Source organism: Dethiobacter alkaliphilus AHT 1, from assembly GCF_000174415.1.
GTDB lineage: Bacteria > Bacillota > Dethiobacteria > Dethiobacterales > Dethiobacteraceae > Dethiobacter > Dethiobacter alkaliphilus.
This window is the reverse complement of the sequence record NZ_ACJM01000013.1, coordinates 50838-65076: the sequence shown is the minus strand read 5'-3', so window position 1 is coordinate 65076 and position 14239 is coordinate 50838. Positions and strand designations below refer to the sequence as shown.

16 protein-coding genes are annotated in these 14239 nt (G+C 50.4%); all 16 read right to left on the bottom strand.

The features are described from left to right. The 16 genes from DEALDRAFT_RS11900 to topA all read right to left on the bottom strand — a co-directional run bounded on the left by DEALDRAFT_RS11900 (nucleotide 1) and on the right by topA (nucleotide 14212). A complete protein-coding gene (locus DEALDRAFT_RS11900) occupies nucleotides 1-1158 on the bottom strand; it encodes a 1-deoxy-D-xylulose-5-phosphate reductoisomerase (protein ID WP_008517759.1) in 1158 nt (385 codons plus the stop codon). 24 nt (nucleotides 1159-1182) lie between these two features. After that, nucleotides 1183-1947 (bottom strand): phosphatidate cytidylyltransferase, encoded by a 765-nt coding sequence (locus DEALDRAFT_RS11895; protein WP_008517757.1) that lies wholly within the window; start codon nucleotides 1945-1947, stop codon nucleotides 1183-1185. A 10-nt stretch (nucleotides 1948-1957) separates the two neighbouring features. Further along, entirely contained in the window at nucleotides 1958-2722 is a 765-nt protein-coding gene (locus tag DEALDRAFT_RS11890) for an isoprenyl transferase (protein WP_008517755.1), read from the bottom strand. A 69-nt stretch (nucleotides 2723-2791) separates the two neighbouring features. After that, on the bottom strand, nucleotides 2792-2956 hold the full coding sequence (locus DEALDRAFT_RS11885; protein ID WP_008517753.1) for an indolepyruvate ferredoxin oxidoreductase subunit alpha: 165 nt from the start codon (nucleotides 2954-2956) through the stop codon (nucleotides 2792-2794). Nucleotides 2957-2961: 5 nt separating this feature from the next. After that, complete coding sequence (locus DEALDRAFT_RS11880) at nucleotides 2962-3180, bottom strand: hypothetical protein (protein WP_008517751.1); 219 nt, start codon at nucleotides 3178-3180, stop codon at nucleotides 2962-2964. Between the two features lies 1 nt (nucleotide 3181). Then, nucleotides 3182-3739, bottom strand: a complete 558-nt coding sequence (gene frr / locus DEALDRAFT_RS11875; protein ID WP_008517748.1) for a ribosome recycling factor — start codon at nucleotides 3737-3739, stop codon at nucleotides 3182-3184. A 14-nt stretch (nucleotides 3740-3753) separates the two neighbouring features. Continuing rightward, a complete protein-coding gene (gene pyrH, locus DEALDRAFT_RS11870; RefSeq protein WP_008517747.1) occupies nucleotides 3754-4473 on the bottom strand; it encodes a UMP kinase in 720 nt (239 codons plus the stop codon). A gap of 103 nt (nucleotides 4474-4576) precedes the next feature. Beyond that, a complete protein-coding gene (gene tsf / locus DEALDRAFT_RS11865; protein ID WP_008517745.1) occupies nucleotides 4577-5227 on the bottom strand; it encodes a translation elongation factor Ts in 651 nt (216 codons plus the stop codon). Nucleotides 5228-5362: 135 nt separating this feature from the next. After that, on the bottom strand, nucleotides 5363-6118 hold the full coding sequence (rpsB, locus tag DEALDRAFT_RS11860) for a 30S ribosomal protein S2 (protein WP_008517743.1): 756 nt from the start codon (nucleotides 6116-6118) through the stop codon (nucleotides 5363-5365). A gap of 159 nt (nucleotides 6119-6277) precedes the next feature. Then, entirely contained in the window at nucleotides 6278-6811 is a 534-nt protein-coding gene (locus DEALDRAFT_RS11855; protein ID WP_008517741.1) for a hypothetical protein, read from the bottom strand. A 186-nt stretch (nucleotides 6812-6997) separates the two neighbouring features. Beyond that, a complete protein-coding gene (codY, locus tag DEALDRAFT_RS11850) occupies nucleotides 6998-7789 on the bottom strand; it encodes a GTP-sensing pleiotropic transcriptional regulator CodY (protein WP_040378999.1) in 792 nt (263 codons plus the stop codon). A gap of 46 nt (nucleotides 7790-7835) precedes the next feature. Then, nucleotides 7836-9242, bottom strand: coding sequence for an ATP-dependent protease ATPase subunit HslU (gene hslU, locus DEALDRAFT_RS11845; RefSeq protein ID WP_008517736.1), 1407 nt, complete (start codon nucleotides 9240-9242; stop codon nucleotides 7836-7838). A 17-nt stretch (nucleotides 9243-9259) separates the two neighbouring features. Further along, on the bottom strand, nucleotides 9260-9790 hold the full coding sequence (gene hslV / locus DEALDRAFT_RS11840) for an ATP-dependent protease subunit HslV (protein ID WP_008517735.1): 531 nt from the start codon (nucleotides 9788-9790) through the stop codon (nucleotides 9260-9262). Between the two features lie 12 nt (nucleotides 9791-9802). Beyond that, on the bottom strand, nucleotides 9803-10702 hold the full coding sequence (locus tag DEALDRAFT_RS11835) for a tyrosine recombinase XerC (RefSeq protein ID WP_008517733.1): 900 nt from the start codon (nucleotides 10700-10702) through the stop codon (nucleotides 9803-9805). Between the two features lie 56 nt (nucleotides 10703-10758). Next, on the bottom strand, nucleotides 10759-12075 hold the full coding sequence (trmFO, locus tag DEALDRAFT_RS11830; protein ID WP_008517731.1) for a methylenetetrahydrofolate--tRNA-(uracil(54)-C(5))-methyltransferase (FADH(2)-oxidizing) TrmFO: 1317 nt from the start codon (nucleotides 12073-12075) through the stop codon (nucleotides 10759-10761). Continuing rightward, nucleotides 12068-14212, bottom strand: a complete 2145-nt coding sequence (topA, locus tag DEALDRAFT_RS11825) for a type I DNA topoisomerase (protein WP_008517729.1) — start codon at nucleotides 14210-14212, stop codon at nucleotides 12068-12070. Before topA ends, trmFO begins: the two co-directional genes overlap by 8 nt. Nucleotides 14213-14239 lie beyond the last annotated feature (27 nt).

The following is a 14239-nucleotide window of genomic DNA, read 5'->3' as shown; positions in this document are numbered from 1 at the left end:
TCACCCTTTCATTCCTGCACTCTCCCGGGCCAGGCGCCGCGCCTCCCGGTCGGTCTCTGCCAATGTGTCGAAATCAGGTGTGGTAATTACTTTATGTTTATTCATCACCGTTTCAATTATACGAGGGATGGTTAAAAAGCCGATTTCCCCCTTTAAAAACAGGGCCACCGCCTCCTCATTTGCCGCATTTAAGACACAGGGCATACTTCCGCCTTCTCTGCCGGCGGCGTAGGCCAGATCCAAACAGGGAAAAACCTCTCTGTCCGGCGCGGCAAAGTGCATACTGCCCAACTGCTCCCAGGAAATGCGGGGCGCATCGCCGGGCAGACGCTCCGGCCAGGTCAGGGCGTACTGAATCGGCACCCTCATATCAGGAGCACCAAGCTGTGCCAGTACTGCTCCGTCACAAAACTCAACCAAAGAATGAATGATACTTTCACGGTGGACCACCACATGGATTTGTTCATAGGCCGTGTCAAAAAGCCAGCGGGCCTCCATCACTTCCAAGCCTTTATTCATCAGGGTAGCTGAATCGATGGTGATTTTAGCACCCATATCCCAGTTGGGATGTTTAAGAGCATGGGCGGCAGTTATATGGGCCAGCTCATCCTGGGTTTTCCCAAAGAAGGGGCCGCCGGAAGCGGTCAGGACAATTCTTTCCACCGCACTGATTTTTTGCCCCTGCAAACACTGAAAGATGGCGGAATGTTCACTGTCCACCGGCAAAATATCTACCCCACCGGCGGCAGCCAGCTCCATGGCCAGGTGGCCCCCGGCCACCAGGGATTCCTTATTGGCCAGCGCCAGGGTGTTTCCCGCAGAGAGAGCCGCCAGTGTGGGGCCCAGGCCGGCAAAGCCAACTAATGAGTTTAAAACCATATCTGTATCGGCATCCGCCGCCAGCCGCGAAACTTCGTCGGCGCCGGCTAACACCTGGATATCTACGTCTGCCAGAGCAGACTTAAGCTCATTGTAACAGGAAACGTCGGAAATTGCTACCATGTCCGGCATAAAGCGGCGGGCCTGATGAGCCAGTTGCTCTACACTGGTGTTTGCCGCCAGGGAGCGAACGCGAAAGCGCTCCGGATAAGCGCCGATAACCTGCAGAGCCTGAGTACCAATGGACCCGGTTGAACCTAATAGTGTAATATTCTTCATCTAAACGACTCCCTCAGGTGAGAATTAAAAAAACAGGTATGCCAGAGGAGCGGCAAAAAGCAGACTGTCTATGCGGTCCAATACGCCGCCGTGTCCGGGAAGAAACGATCCTGAATCCTTGATATTTGCCCAGCGCTTCAGGGCTGATTCAGCCAAATCACCCAGCTGGCCCGCCACCGAAAGGGTAAGACCCAAAATAAGGGCAGGCAAGCGCACCAAGCCCAGTTGCGGGGCTAAAAGGGCCAGGATCAGGCCGGTGGCCAGCATTCCTCCCAGAGCTCCTTCCACCGACTTTTTGGGGCTGACAGCGGGAATCAGTTTATGGCGACCCACACTCATTCCCACCAGATAAGCGCCGGTGTCGGAGGCCCATACCGCCACAAACACGGTCAAAACCGCGGAAAAACCGGTGTTAAGCTCCCTCAGCAGCACAAAAAAGCCCATTAAGCCGGTAACATAGACAAAGCCCCAGAGCAGAAAGGATAAAATCCTGAAATCGCGGGGATATGTAAGCACCCAAAAAATATTTATAAATACAAAAATAGCAAAAAAGCCGGCGCTAAATGCTGTGAATCCCTGCAACCAAAGTAATGCGGTGAGCAAAACGTGACCGCCAAAACCCAGAATCATAGAGCCCTTGTCATCTATTGCCGTTAAGGTGTAATACTCCCGCAGAGCCAAAAGCCCAACTAAGGTAATCAGCGCCACATATAGCAGACCACCTAAATATGACACGGCAATAACAACAGGAATTCCCACCAGAGCACTGGCCAACCGCTGCCTGAACATGCGACCCCTCCTACAGTTTAATGCCGCCGAAACGGCGATCGCGATTTTGATACGCTTCTATGGCTTCCAATAAATGTCCGCGGTCAAAATCCGGCCAGTACACATCGGTAAACCACAGCTCGGCATACGCAAGCTGCCAGAGCAGGAAATTACTTAGGCGGATTTCCCCGCTGGGACGGATTAACAAATCCGGATCGGGCAAATCTGCCGTATATAAATGATTATCCACCGTTTCTTCATCAATATCCCCGGGGGATATGAGGCCCGAGGCGGACTTTTCGGCAATGTCGCGCACGGCATGAATAATCTCGGCCCGACTGCCGTAGTTTAGGGCAAAGTTTAGGATCATGCCTGTATTTTGTGCCGTGGCGGCCATGGCTTCATCCACCGCTTCCCTGGTATGCCGGGGAAGGCCATCGGCGGAACCAACCATCACCACTTTAACATTCTTCTCTATAAGCTCCGGCAGATCAGTGCGCAGAAACTCCTTTGGCAGACGCATCAAAAAGTCTACTTCCCGCTTGGGCCGGCTCCAGTTTTCTGTAGAAAAGGCATATACGGTGAGTACTTTAATGCCCAGTTCATCGGCGGACCTGATGGTGCGGCGCAGTGCCACCATACCTGCGTGATGTCCAGCCGTTCGCGGCAGGCCGCGATGGGATGCCCAGCGGCCGTTACCGTCCATAATAATGGCTACATGCTGAGGGATAGCACCGTCCACAGGCTCATTGCTGCTTTCTTTATTTTTAAAAAACCGGCGTAAAAACCAGACCAAATGGCTCACCTCAGATCTATCTGAAAAACGGCCCCCTCTGACTGAGGGGGCCACGAGTATTAAACTTCTTTATTCCTCGATAATTGCATCGCTTGGGCACTCATCAACACACAGACCGCACTCTGCACAGTCGTCATTGATTGTGTAGACGTCCCCCTCAACAATGGCATCGCTTGGACAAGAGTCCAGGCATGCACCACAGGCAACACATTCGTCCGTAATCTTATAAGTCATATCTTCTACACCTCCTTTCCCCAATCCTCTGCCGCCACCGTCAACTCCAGAACATCACGTTCTTTATCAAAACGCTGCCGGATAACCCGCAAAGGACCGGGATCCCGGTGTTTCGGCGGTGCCGTTGTGCTGATCTGCACCGTAAGCCCGTTTTGTTCTGCCACATCAACAGCATCGGCAATATGTTTTGTGAGGACATCAGGGATGTCTCTCCTCCGGTCCATACTAGACCTCCATAATCTCTTTTTCTTTAGCATCGAGAACACTGTCTGCTTCGGCAATAAATTTATCTGTGAGCTTTTGTATATCGTCTTGTGCCTTATGTAGCTCATCTTCAGTAATTTCGTTGTCCTTTTCCAGGCGCTTCAGATCTTCGTTGGCATCACGGCGGATGTTGCGGATGGACACCCGGCCATCTTCAGCCTTTTTCTTGCTTACTTTGACCAGTTCTTTGCGCCTCTCCTCGGTAAGCTGCGGAATTGCCAACCTGATTATACTGCCGTCACTAACAGGGGTGAGCCCCAAATCGGACTTCAAAATGGCACGCTCGACTTCAGCCACCGCATTTTTATCCCAGGGCTGAATTACCAAAAGCCGCGGTTCCGGTGTGGAAACGTTGGCCAACTGGTTGATGGGCATGCTGGAACCATAATAATCCACCACAATTTTGTCAAGCAAGGAAGGTGTGGCACGACCGGCGCGCAGTGTGGCCAGATCCCTTTTCAAAGCTGACACTGCTTTCTCCATTCTTTCCTGGGCGTCGCTGTAAACTGACTGTACCATTGTTTATTCCCCCTTTATTCAAGAACGTACGTACCTATTTTTTCGCCAAGCAAGACCCTCTTGATATTGCCAGACGTGTTGAGGCCAAATACTATTAACGGAATCTTATTGTCCATACAAAGGGATGCAGCGGTGGAGTCCATCACGCCGAGACCCCTGTTAATCAGGTCAATATAGGTTAGCTCGGTAAACTTTTTAGCGTCGGGGTTCACCAGCGGATCATCATCATAAACTGCATCCACTTTACCCTTGGCCAGCAAAATCACTTCTGCTTCAATCTCCGCCGCCCGCAGAGCTGCGGTGGTATCGGTGGAAAAATAAGGATTACCGGTTCCGCCGGCAAAAATCACGATACGCCCCTTTTCCAAATGCCGGATGGCACGACGGCGGATGTAGGGCTCCGCCACCTGCTGCATTTCAATGGCTGTCTGTACCCGGGTATCCACGCCCCGGGACTCCAAGGCATCCTGCAGCGCCATGGCGTTTAGTACCGTAGCCAACATTCCCATATAGTCAGCAGTGGCCCGGTCCATACCACGTTCACCGGCCGGAGCACCACGCCAGATGTTTCCCCCGCCAACAATGATGGCGATTTCCACACCCAAATTACGGACCTCTTCTACCTGTGCGGCAATATCGCGCAAAACATCGGGGTCAATGCCAAAACCTTTGTCCCCGGCCAGCGCCTCACCACTTAACTTCAGAATAATTCGTTTATAAACCGCTTTTTCCATTGGGGCGCAAAAACCTCCAGTCAATTTATTCTACATCTGCTGCCAATTTCCTGTAAAAAAAGAACACCGAAGTGCTCTTTTTTATAGTTGTCACATAACAAAGTTATTCCGGCTTAGTCATCTGTGCCACTTCTTCGGCCAGATTACAGCCTTTCTTTTCCAGCCCTTCGCCCATTTCATAGCGTGTGAAACGGCGGATGCTTATGTTTTCACCGATTTTTGCAATTTTATCCTTCAAAAGATCGGTAATGGACTTATCGGTGTCACGAATAAACGCCTGCTCAAGCAAGCAGTTTTCGGCATAGTACTTTTCAATGCGGCCGGCAATGATTTTTTCCACCACTTTTTCAGGCTTGCCTTCATTTAAAGCCTGGGCACGCAAAATCTCTCTTTCTTTTTCCAACATCTCTTCCGGGACTTCTTCCCGGGAAAGGTATTGGGGGTTTGTGGCCGCAATCTGCATTGCAACGTCCCGGACAAAGTCCTGGAAGTCATCGGTGCGAGCCACAAAATCTGTTTCACAGTTTACTTCTACCAAAACGCCTATTTTACCGCCCATATGTATATAGGCATGCACAATACCTTCAGCAGCAATGCGGCCGGCTTTTTTGGCAGCGGCTGCAAGGCCCTTTTCACGTAAGTACTCAACGGCTTTTTCCACATCACCATTGGTTTCATTCAAGGCCTTCTTGCAATCCATCATTCCTGCCCCGGTTTTATCACGGAGTTCTTTTACAACAGATGCGGGAATCATCGCTTACCCTCCAATACGTCTTGTTTGTAAGTTTCAGCACTGCTTGCCTTAGCAGCTTCGCTAACTGCGAAGCGTTATAATTCTCTAGCAGTTTAAAAAAGGCCGGGCATTGCCGCCCGGCCGCATCTTTTGGATCTACGATTCCACGACAGGTGCGACATCGGCCTGTTGTTGGTTGGCTTCATCTTCTACAACCACATGGTCTTGACGGCCTTCCAGGCCTTCCAGAACCGCGTCTGCCATGCGTCCGGAAATCAACTTGACTGCACGGATCGCGTCATCGTTACCTGGGATAATATAATCGATTTCATCGGGGTCACAGTTGGTATCAACAATGGCCACAATGGGGATTCCCAGCTTGCGTGCTTCAGCCACCGCGATTTTTTCCTTGCGGGGATCCACAATAAACAGGGCATCGGGAAGACTCTTCATGTTCCGTACCCCGGAAAGGAACTTGTTCAGCTTGTCATATTCATGACGAAGCTTAATCACTTCCTTTTTGGGCAGGACTTCAAACACGCCGTCTTCTTCCATCTTCTCCAGTTCAATCAGACGATTAACCCGGTTACGAATGGTTTTGAAGTTGGTGAGCATACCACCAAGCCAGCGCTGGTTCACATAGAACATGCCACAACGCTCCGCCTCTGTCTGGATGGACTCCTGAGCCTGCTTTTTGGTACCGACAAACATAATCTTTCCACCATCGGCGGCCAGATTCTTAACGAAGTTATAGCAATCGTCAATCATGCGAACGGTCTTTTGCAGGTCAATGATGTAAATCCCGTTTCTTTCAGTGAAGATATAAGTTTTCATTTTGGGATTCCAGCGGCGGGTCTGATGTCCGAAATGGACACCGGCTTCCAGCAACTGTTTCATAGATACTACCGGCATTCCTGCACCTCCTCTCTGTTTTTACCTCCGCCCCCGTCATCATTTTACGGCACCGCTTGTCCCGGCACACCCGCAAAAATCAGGGAACGTGTGTTATTTTGACACCATTTTGTAGTATAGCACAGATTGTCAGTTTTGGCAATGTAATTACACGATTTTTTATTCTATGAGAATTCTCACTCTCATTGGTATCAGATCAAAAAGCATCACCTGAAAACTCTGACCGCTGATTTCTTCCTCCATGGTGGACAGCACCATGGCGTAAGCATCTTCACCAAATTTGTGCGCCAACTCCTCGGTCTCTATACCGTCGAGAATTTTGCCGGTGGCTCGCTCAACATTTCTGCGCATGTTGCTTCTAAGTTGTTGCATCAGTTCCTCGGGCATCTGGAAAACAAAACCGGCGATTTCCATCCTGTCGGATTTAAACTCGTTTTCCATCTCCTGTTCCACAATAGCAGGAATCTCAGCCTTGGCACTGTTGATTATGGCAGGCATCTCTGCTTTGGCCTGAGCCACAATACGGTCACGCACCATTGCTGCCAGATCTTCACTGTCAAGACGGACGGTTACCCCACGAGCCGAAGCCATGGCAGTAAGCCCAGCCAGTATAACAATAAAAATAATTGCCGAACTTACAAATCCCAAAATGAATGACTTACGATCCATAAAAGGTTTTGCAGTTTTTCTCACATGTCACCTCAGGCAGGCTTAGTCTGGGCACTGGTGCCATACCTGCAACAATATAGTATAACCCATTCGCCGCCATTTTATGATAAGAAAAGCACACTTATTCAACTTCCTCTATTCAGTTTCCTCTGTTCAGTTTCCTCTATTCAGGGCCACAAAGGCGGCAGGTTTTCCTGCCGCCCGGTTGTTTTACATTCTTACGCCTTTGCGCTTAGCAAGCTGATCCAACAGGTATGGGTTCTTAACCTTAATGTAAGTCCCCTTCATACCCAAGGAACGGGATTCAATTACCCCGGCGCTTTCAAACTTCCGCAGGGCGTTAACAATGACGGAACGGGTAATGCCCAGTTGATCGGCAATTTTACTGGCCACCAGAAGACCTTCATCACCGTTTAGTTCTTCAAAGATATGCTCCACGGCCTCCATCTCTGAATAGGAAAGGGTGCCGATGGCCAGCTGGACCACAGCTTTGTTGCGGGCCTCTTCTTCAATTTTCTCCGCCTTGGAACGCAGAATTTCCATACCTACAACGGTGGCGCCGTACTCAGCCAAAATCAAATCTTCCGGGTCAAACTCCTTGGCAAAACGAGCTAAGAGCAGGGTGCCCAGCCTTTTACCTCCACCGATAATGGGTACGATGGTGGTAATTTTGTTGGTAAACAGGCATTCGGTATCATCAATAAAAACACAATCGTTTACTTTTTGGCGAAGGTTTACCCGCGATTCATCCACGCCTAAGAGCTGCTGATTGTAGTCGTCGGGGAAAACGCCGTCCTTTAGAACCTCCGTTACCATTAGTTCACATTCAAATTCATCCACCAGGGAATAACCTAAAATCTTGCCGCCACGGTCAGCAATATAGATATTGGCATGAATCACATTTTTCAACACATCCGCCACTTCTTTAAAATCAACGTGCTGCCCGGCGGTTTTTTGCAGAATCTTATTAATTCTGCGGGATTTCTCAAGTAAGTTTGTCATGGTCATGACGATCATCCTCTCTTTTCTAACTGGTCAACTGAGTAAATTACAAAATATAACGGCTTAAATCTTTATTTTGAACAATATCTTTTAATTTATCCTGAACATAACGCGAGGTGATCGGTATGACCTGCGTACCCAGTTCAGGGGCACTGAATGATAGTTCTTCCAATACTTTTTCCAAAATGGTATGCAGCCGTCGGGCACCGATGTTTTCCATTTCATCGTTTAATTTTCGAGCCATTTTGGCAATTTCAGCTATGGCTTCCGGAGCAAATTCCACCTGTATTCCTTCTGTCTCCAACAGCGCGGTATACTGCTTAATCAGGGCGTTGGCAGGTTCGGTGAGAATCTGCTGGAAATCTGCCTCGCTGAGATTATCCAACTCCACCCTGATTGGAAAGCGGCCCTGCAGTTCAGGAATCAAGTCCGACGGTTTGGCCACATGGAAGGCTCCGGCGGCAATAAAAAGAATGAAATCGGTTTTTACCGCCCCGTACTTAGTCATAATGGTTGACCCTTCCACAATGGGCAGGATGTCACGCTGCACTCCCTCCCGGGAAACATCTGGACCTGAGCCGTAATCTTTGCCGGCAATCTTATCTATTTCATCAAGGAAGATAATTCCGGACTGTTCTGCCCGGGTTACCGCTTCCCCCACAACCTCATCCATATCGATAAGTTTCTGCGCTTCCTCCTGCTGCAGGATTTTGCGCGCCTGACTCACCGGCATTTTACGCATCTTTTTCTTTTTGGGAAAAAACTGCCCCATCAGATCCTGGAAGTTAATGCCCATATCCTCCATACCGGAGCCGGAGAAGACCTCCACCATCGGGGGCCTTTCATCTACTTCCAATTCCACCGTTTCATCTTCCAGCAAGCCGGCGGCCAGTTTTTCCCGCAGCCGCTGCTTATTTTCCTGATGTTCCTGCCGGCGGTTGTTATAATCGTCTTCCTCATCTTTGCTATCCTCTTCGTCGGTGGCGGGAAACAACATGCTAAGGGGGTTGTTGGTCTGCTGCTGCCGTTTTGGCGCAGGAGCCAGAAGGTCAAGCAGGCTTTCTTCAGCCATCACCCGGGCCTTTTCCTTGACCCCTTCCATTTTTTCCGTTTGCACAATGCGGATAGCCGTTTCCACCAAATCGCGGACCATGGTTTCCACATCACGGCCCACATAACCCACTTCGGTAAATTTTGTTGCCTCGATTTTCACAAACGGGGCATTCACCAGTTTGGCTAACCGCCGGGCTATTTCTGTTTTGCCTACGCCGGTGGGGCCAATCATAATAATATTCTTAGGGAACACTTCATCACGGATCTCGTCGGGGAGCCTTTTGCGGCGATAGCGGTTGCGCAGAGCCACCGCTACACATTTTTTGGCATCCCTCTGACCCACAATATACTTGTCCAGTTCACCCACTATCTGCCTGGGTGTCCATTCCTCTCTGTTCATATGACCCTCCCAGCCGTTTATAGTGTCTCCAAAACAATGCTGTCATTGGTGTAAACACATATTTCGCCGGCAATCAACAGTGCCTGCCGGGCAACCTCTCCCGCATCCAGATCGGTATGCCGGTGCAGTGCACGGGCAGCAGCCAATGCATAGGGACCTCCGGAACCGATGGCGGTGACGCCGTCGTCGGGCTCAATCAGTTCTCCGTTGCCGGAAATAACCAACAGGCTTTCCGTGTCTGCCACCAAAAGCAGCGCTTCCAGCCTGCGCAGCACCCGGTCCATGCGCCATTCCTTTGCCAATTCCACCGCTGCTCTGCGCAAGTTTCCCTGGTATTTTTCCAATTGCTCTTCGTATTTCTCAAACAGTGTAACAGCATCGGCCACCGAACCGGCAAAACCGGCCAGCACTTTACCCTGATAGATAGGTCGGACTTTAATGGCCTGATGCTTCATAACGGTATTCCCGCCAAAAGTAACCTGGCCGTCTCCGGCCAATGCACAACGGCCGTTTTTTAGTACGGCCACAATAGTTGTTCCGTGAAACATATCATTTTCTCCTTATGCGCGGGGATGAGCCCCGTTATACACTTCTTTGAGCTGGTCCCGGGTAATATGTGTGTAAATTTGCGTTGTGGAGATATTCACATGGCCCAATAGTTCCTGAACAACGCGCAGGTCGGCACCGGCATTGAGCAGGTGGGTGGCAAAACTATGACGGATACTGTGCGGGCTGATGCCCTTGGCCAGGCTTACCTGGCGCACATATTTCTCCACAATGCGCCTCACTCCTCTGTCTGAAAGGCGGGTACCGTACTTATTGAGCCACAGTGCGCCTTCCCGGTCACCATCAGCGTTTTTACGCAGAATTTCAGGACGGCCCTGCTCCAGATAAGCCAACAGGGACCTGCGGGCAAACCGTCCCAGGTGGACCAACCGTTCACAGCCACCTTTGCCCATTACAATGGCCTGCCCCCGGTTCAAATCCAGTGACTGAAGTTCCAACGCCACAAGCTCACTGACCCGAACACCGGAAGAATACAAAAACTCCAAAATAGCAACATCCCGTAGTCCCGCCGGCGTCTGTGAGTCCGGCGCTGCCAAAAGACGAAACACTTCATCAACATAAAGAAACTTTGGAAGTTTTTTACCTATTCGTGGTGTGGATATGGTGGTCCATGAAGTATCTGCCAGATAACCTTCCCGGTTAAGATGGCGTAAAAAGGAACGAATGGCTGCTAACTTACGGGCAATGGTTCTACGCTCATACCCATGCGCTTGCATAAGCGCCAGAAAATGCCGGATTGCCAAATAATCCAGATCTTGGGGAAAGCTTGCACCTTCCTTCTCAAGAAACTGAAAAAACTGGCCTAAGTCTTCGGCATAATTTCGAATCGTATGGGGTGAGGCATTTTTTTCCACCTGCAGAAAAGTAAGGAAACTGCCCAGAAAGTCCACCATTCTTTAATTCTTCTCCTTTTTCAAAATCTTAACACATCAAATATCCTTTTTGCAAGTTAATTTTGCCAATTAAGACGCCATTGTTCGACTTTTGCCAATGCCCGTTCCGCCATGGCCTTTTTTCGCTCTTTTTTGGGCACACGGGTAGCCAAGGGCGGGAAAATGCCAAAATTTACATTCATGGGTTGAAAGTTCCCGGGATCCGCGGTGGTGATATAACGGGTCAGGGCACCATGAGCAGTCTCGTTTGGCCAGACCAACGGGTCTTGGCCATCTGCCACCCTGGCGGCATTAATGCCTGCCACCAGGCCCATGGCCGCCGATTCCACATACCCTTCCACTCCGGTAACCTGTCCGGCAAAAAACAGTTTATCATTTTCCTTGAACTGCAGGGTGGGCTGCAGAGTTTTTGGTGAGTTAATATAAGTGTTGCGGTGCATTACTCCGTAGCGGGCAAACTCTGCGTTTTCCAGACCGGGAATCATACGAAAAACCCGTTTTTGTTCGGGCCAACGCAGTCTGGTCTGAAACCCCACCATATTGTACAGGGTGGCTGCCGCATTATCCTGGCGCAGCTGCACCACCGCAAAGGCTTGCTGTCCCGTATTGGGATCGGTTAGCCCCACCGGTTTTAAAGGGCCAAACTTAAGAGTTTCATACCCGCGGGAAGCCATAACCTCCACCGGCATGCACCCTTCAAAATATTTTTTTTCATCGGTATCACAGTGGCCCTCATATACCTCAGCTGTGGTCAGAGCGGTATAGAACTGTTGGTATTCTTCCTCATTCATGGGGCAGTTGAGATAATCGGCTGTACCTTTTCCGTAACGGGAAGCGCAGAAAACTTTCTTCATGTCTATAGACTCGGCGGTGACAATGGGTGCGGCGGCGTCATAAAAATACAGGGAATCTTCACCGGTGAGGCGGCCAATCTCATCTGCCAAATCCTCAGCTGTGAGGGGCCCGGTGGCTAAAATCACCGGGCCTGCTGTGGTGGCGGGGATTTCCCGCACCTCCTCTTCCACTCGAACTACATTGGGTAAATTATCTATGGCCTCCGTTACTCCCCGGGCAAAACCTTCCCGGTCAACTGCCAGGGCGCCTCCTGCCGGCACGGCATGCTTGTCCGCCTGGGCGATAATCAGCGAGTCAAACTTGCGCATTTCTTCTTTTAAAAGGCCCACGGCGTTTTCCAGGGACGCAGCCCGCAGGGAATTACTGCAGACCAACTCCGCCAGATGCGGCCCGTGGTGGGCCGGAGTCATTTTGTGCGGACGCATTTCATAAAGGCGGACACTGAGGCCGGTTTTGGCTACCTGCCAGGCGGCTTCCGCGCCGGCCAGACCGCCCCCTATAATGGTGATCTCAGCCACGTTTTCCACTCCTGACTTTTTCTTTTTTAGTCGTTTTGGCTGTACCTTTTTTGCCTTGTTTCTTTTCTTTAGGCGGGGGGCCGCTTAAGATTTCGCCACATTCCTTATCGGCGCACTGCAGTGTTTTTCCTTTAAGCACCGTGAGGTAGCCACAGCGGGGACACTTATCTTTTTGCGGCACATCCCAGGTGGTAAACTCACATTCAGGATAGCCGCTGCAACCATAGAAGATGCGCCCCCGTTTGGTTTTACGCTCCACCAGCGGTTTGTTGCAGGTTGGACAGGGAACATCCAACTCTTTAATAATGGGTTTGGCAAAACGGCAATCGGGAAAACCTGGGCAGGCCAGAAACTTACCGTACCGTCCCATTTTATAAACCAGGGTACGGCCGCATTTCGGGCATTCTTCATCGCTTTCTTCCGGGGTGATAACCACCGTTTCCATATGTTCTTCCGCAACTTTCAGGCTTTTAGCAAAGTCTTGGTAGAAATCCCGAATCACATCAACCCAGTCCAGTTTACCCTCGGCAATAATATCCAGTTTTTCTTCCATCTGAGCTGTAAATTGTGCATCCAGGATGTCGGGGAAAAACTCCAGCAACTGCTCCAAAACCACGCGACCCAATTCGGTGGCATAAAAAACTTTCTTTTCCCGGGTCACATATCCACGGGTTTGCAGCGTGCCGATAATAGGCGCATACGTGCTGGGACGGCCAATACCCTTTTCCTCCAGCGTTTTAACCAACATGGCCTCGCTGAAACGGGGAGGCGGCTGGGTAAAGTGCTGCTCGGGCTCAAGCTCTAACAGGGTTAGCTCTTCTCCCTTGGCCAATTCCGGCAAAAGGCCACCTTCTTCTTTTTCTTCTTCATCTTTGCCTTCAATATATAGTTTCATAAAACCGTCGAATTTTATTTGTGAACCGTTGGCTCGAAAATTATAGGGGCCGGCAGCAATGTCCACCGCCACCGTATCATATACGGCGGGGCTCATCTGGCTGGCCACAAACCGATCCCAGATAAGGCGATAAAGGCGCAACTGGTCCCGGGACAGGGATTCCTTGATCTTTTCCGGGCTATGCTCCACAGCGGTGGGGCGAATTGCTTCATGGGCTTCCTGAGCACCTTTTTTTGAAGTATATACCGGGGGCTTGGACGGCAAATATGGCTTGCCATACTTCTCGGTAATATACTGACGCGCTTCATCCTGGGCAGACGGGGCTACCCGGGTGGCATCGGTCCGGATATAGGTAATAAGACCCACCACTTCTTTGCCCAGCTTAAGGCCTTCATAAAGCTGCTGAGCCAACATCATGGTCTTGCGGGTGGTAAAGCCCAGTTTTCTGGAAGCTTCCTGCTGCAGGCTGCTGGTGGTAAAAGGGGGTGAAGGACGGCGACGCCGTTCTTTTTTACGCACATCTTCCACGGTAAAAGCCCGGTCTTTTAAGCCGGAGAGCAATTCATCCACTTCTTCCTTAGTGGAAGGGACATGCTTCTTTCCCTCTTTGCCGGTATAACGAGCCTTAAAGGGAGACTTATCCTTATTCTGCAGATCGGCCTCCAAGGACCAGTACTCTTCCGGCACAAAGCGCTCTATCTCATCTTCCCTCTCCACAATCAGGCGGAGCGCCACCGACTGCACACGGCCGGCGGAAAGGCCTTTTTTAACCTTTTTCCACAACAGCGGGGAAATTTTATACCCCACCAAACGGTCCAAGACCCGGCGCGCCTGCTGGGCATCCACCCGGTATTTGTCAACGAGGCGCGGTTTTTTAAACGCCTCTTTAACTGCTTTTTCCGTAATCTCATTAAACTCCACACGACAGGGCGCATCTTCCTCAATCTTTAGAGCATGGGACAGATGCCAACAAATGGCCTCCCCTTCGCGGTCGGGGTCAGCGGCGAGAAAAACCTTTTTTGCCGACTTGGCAGCACTTTTTAATTCTTTAAGCACATCTCCCTTGCCACGAATAGTAATATATTTAGGTGTGAAGTCATTTTCAATGTCAATGGCAAACTGACTCTTGGGCAAATCAATGACATGGCCCATGGAAGCCACCACTTTATACCTCTTACCCAAGTATTTTTTAATGGTTTTAGCTTTGGTCGGTGACTCCACCACCACCAGGTAATCTGACATACGGCACCCCCAGTTTATCTCTGTACA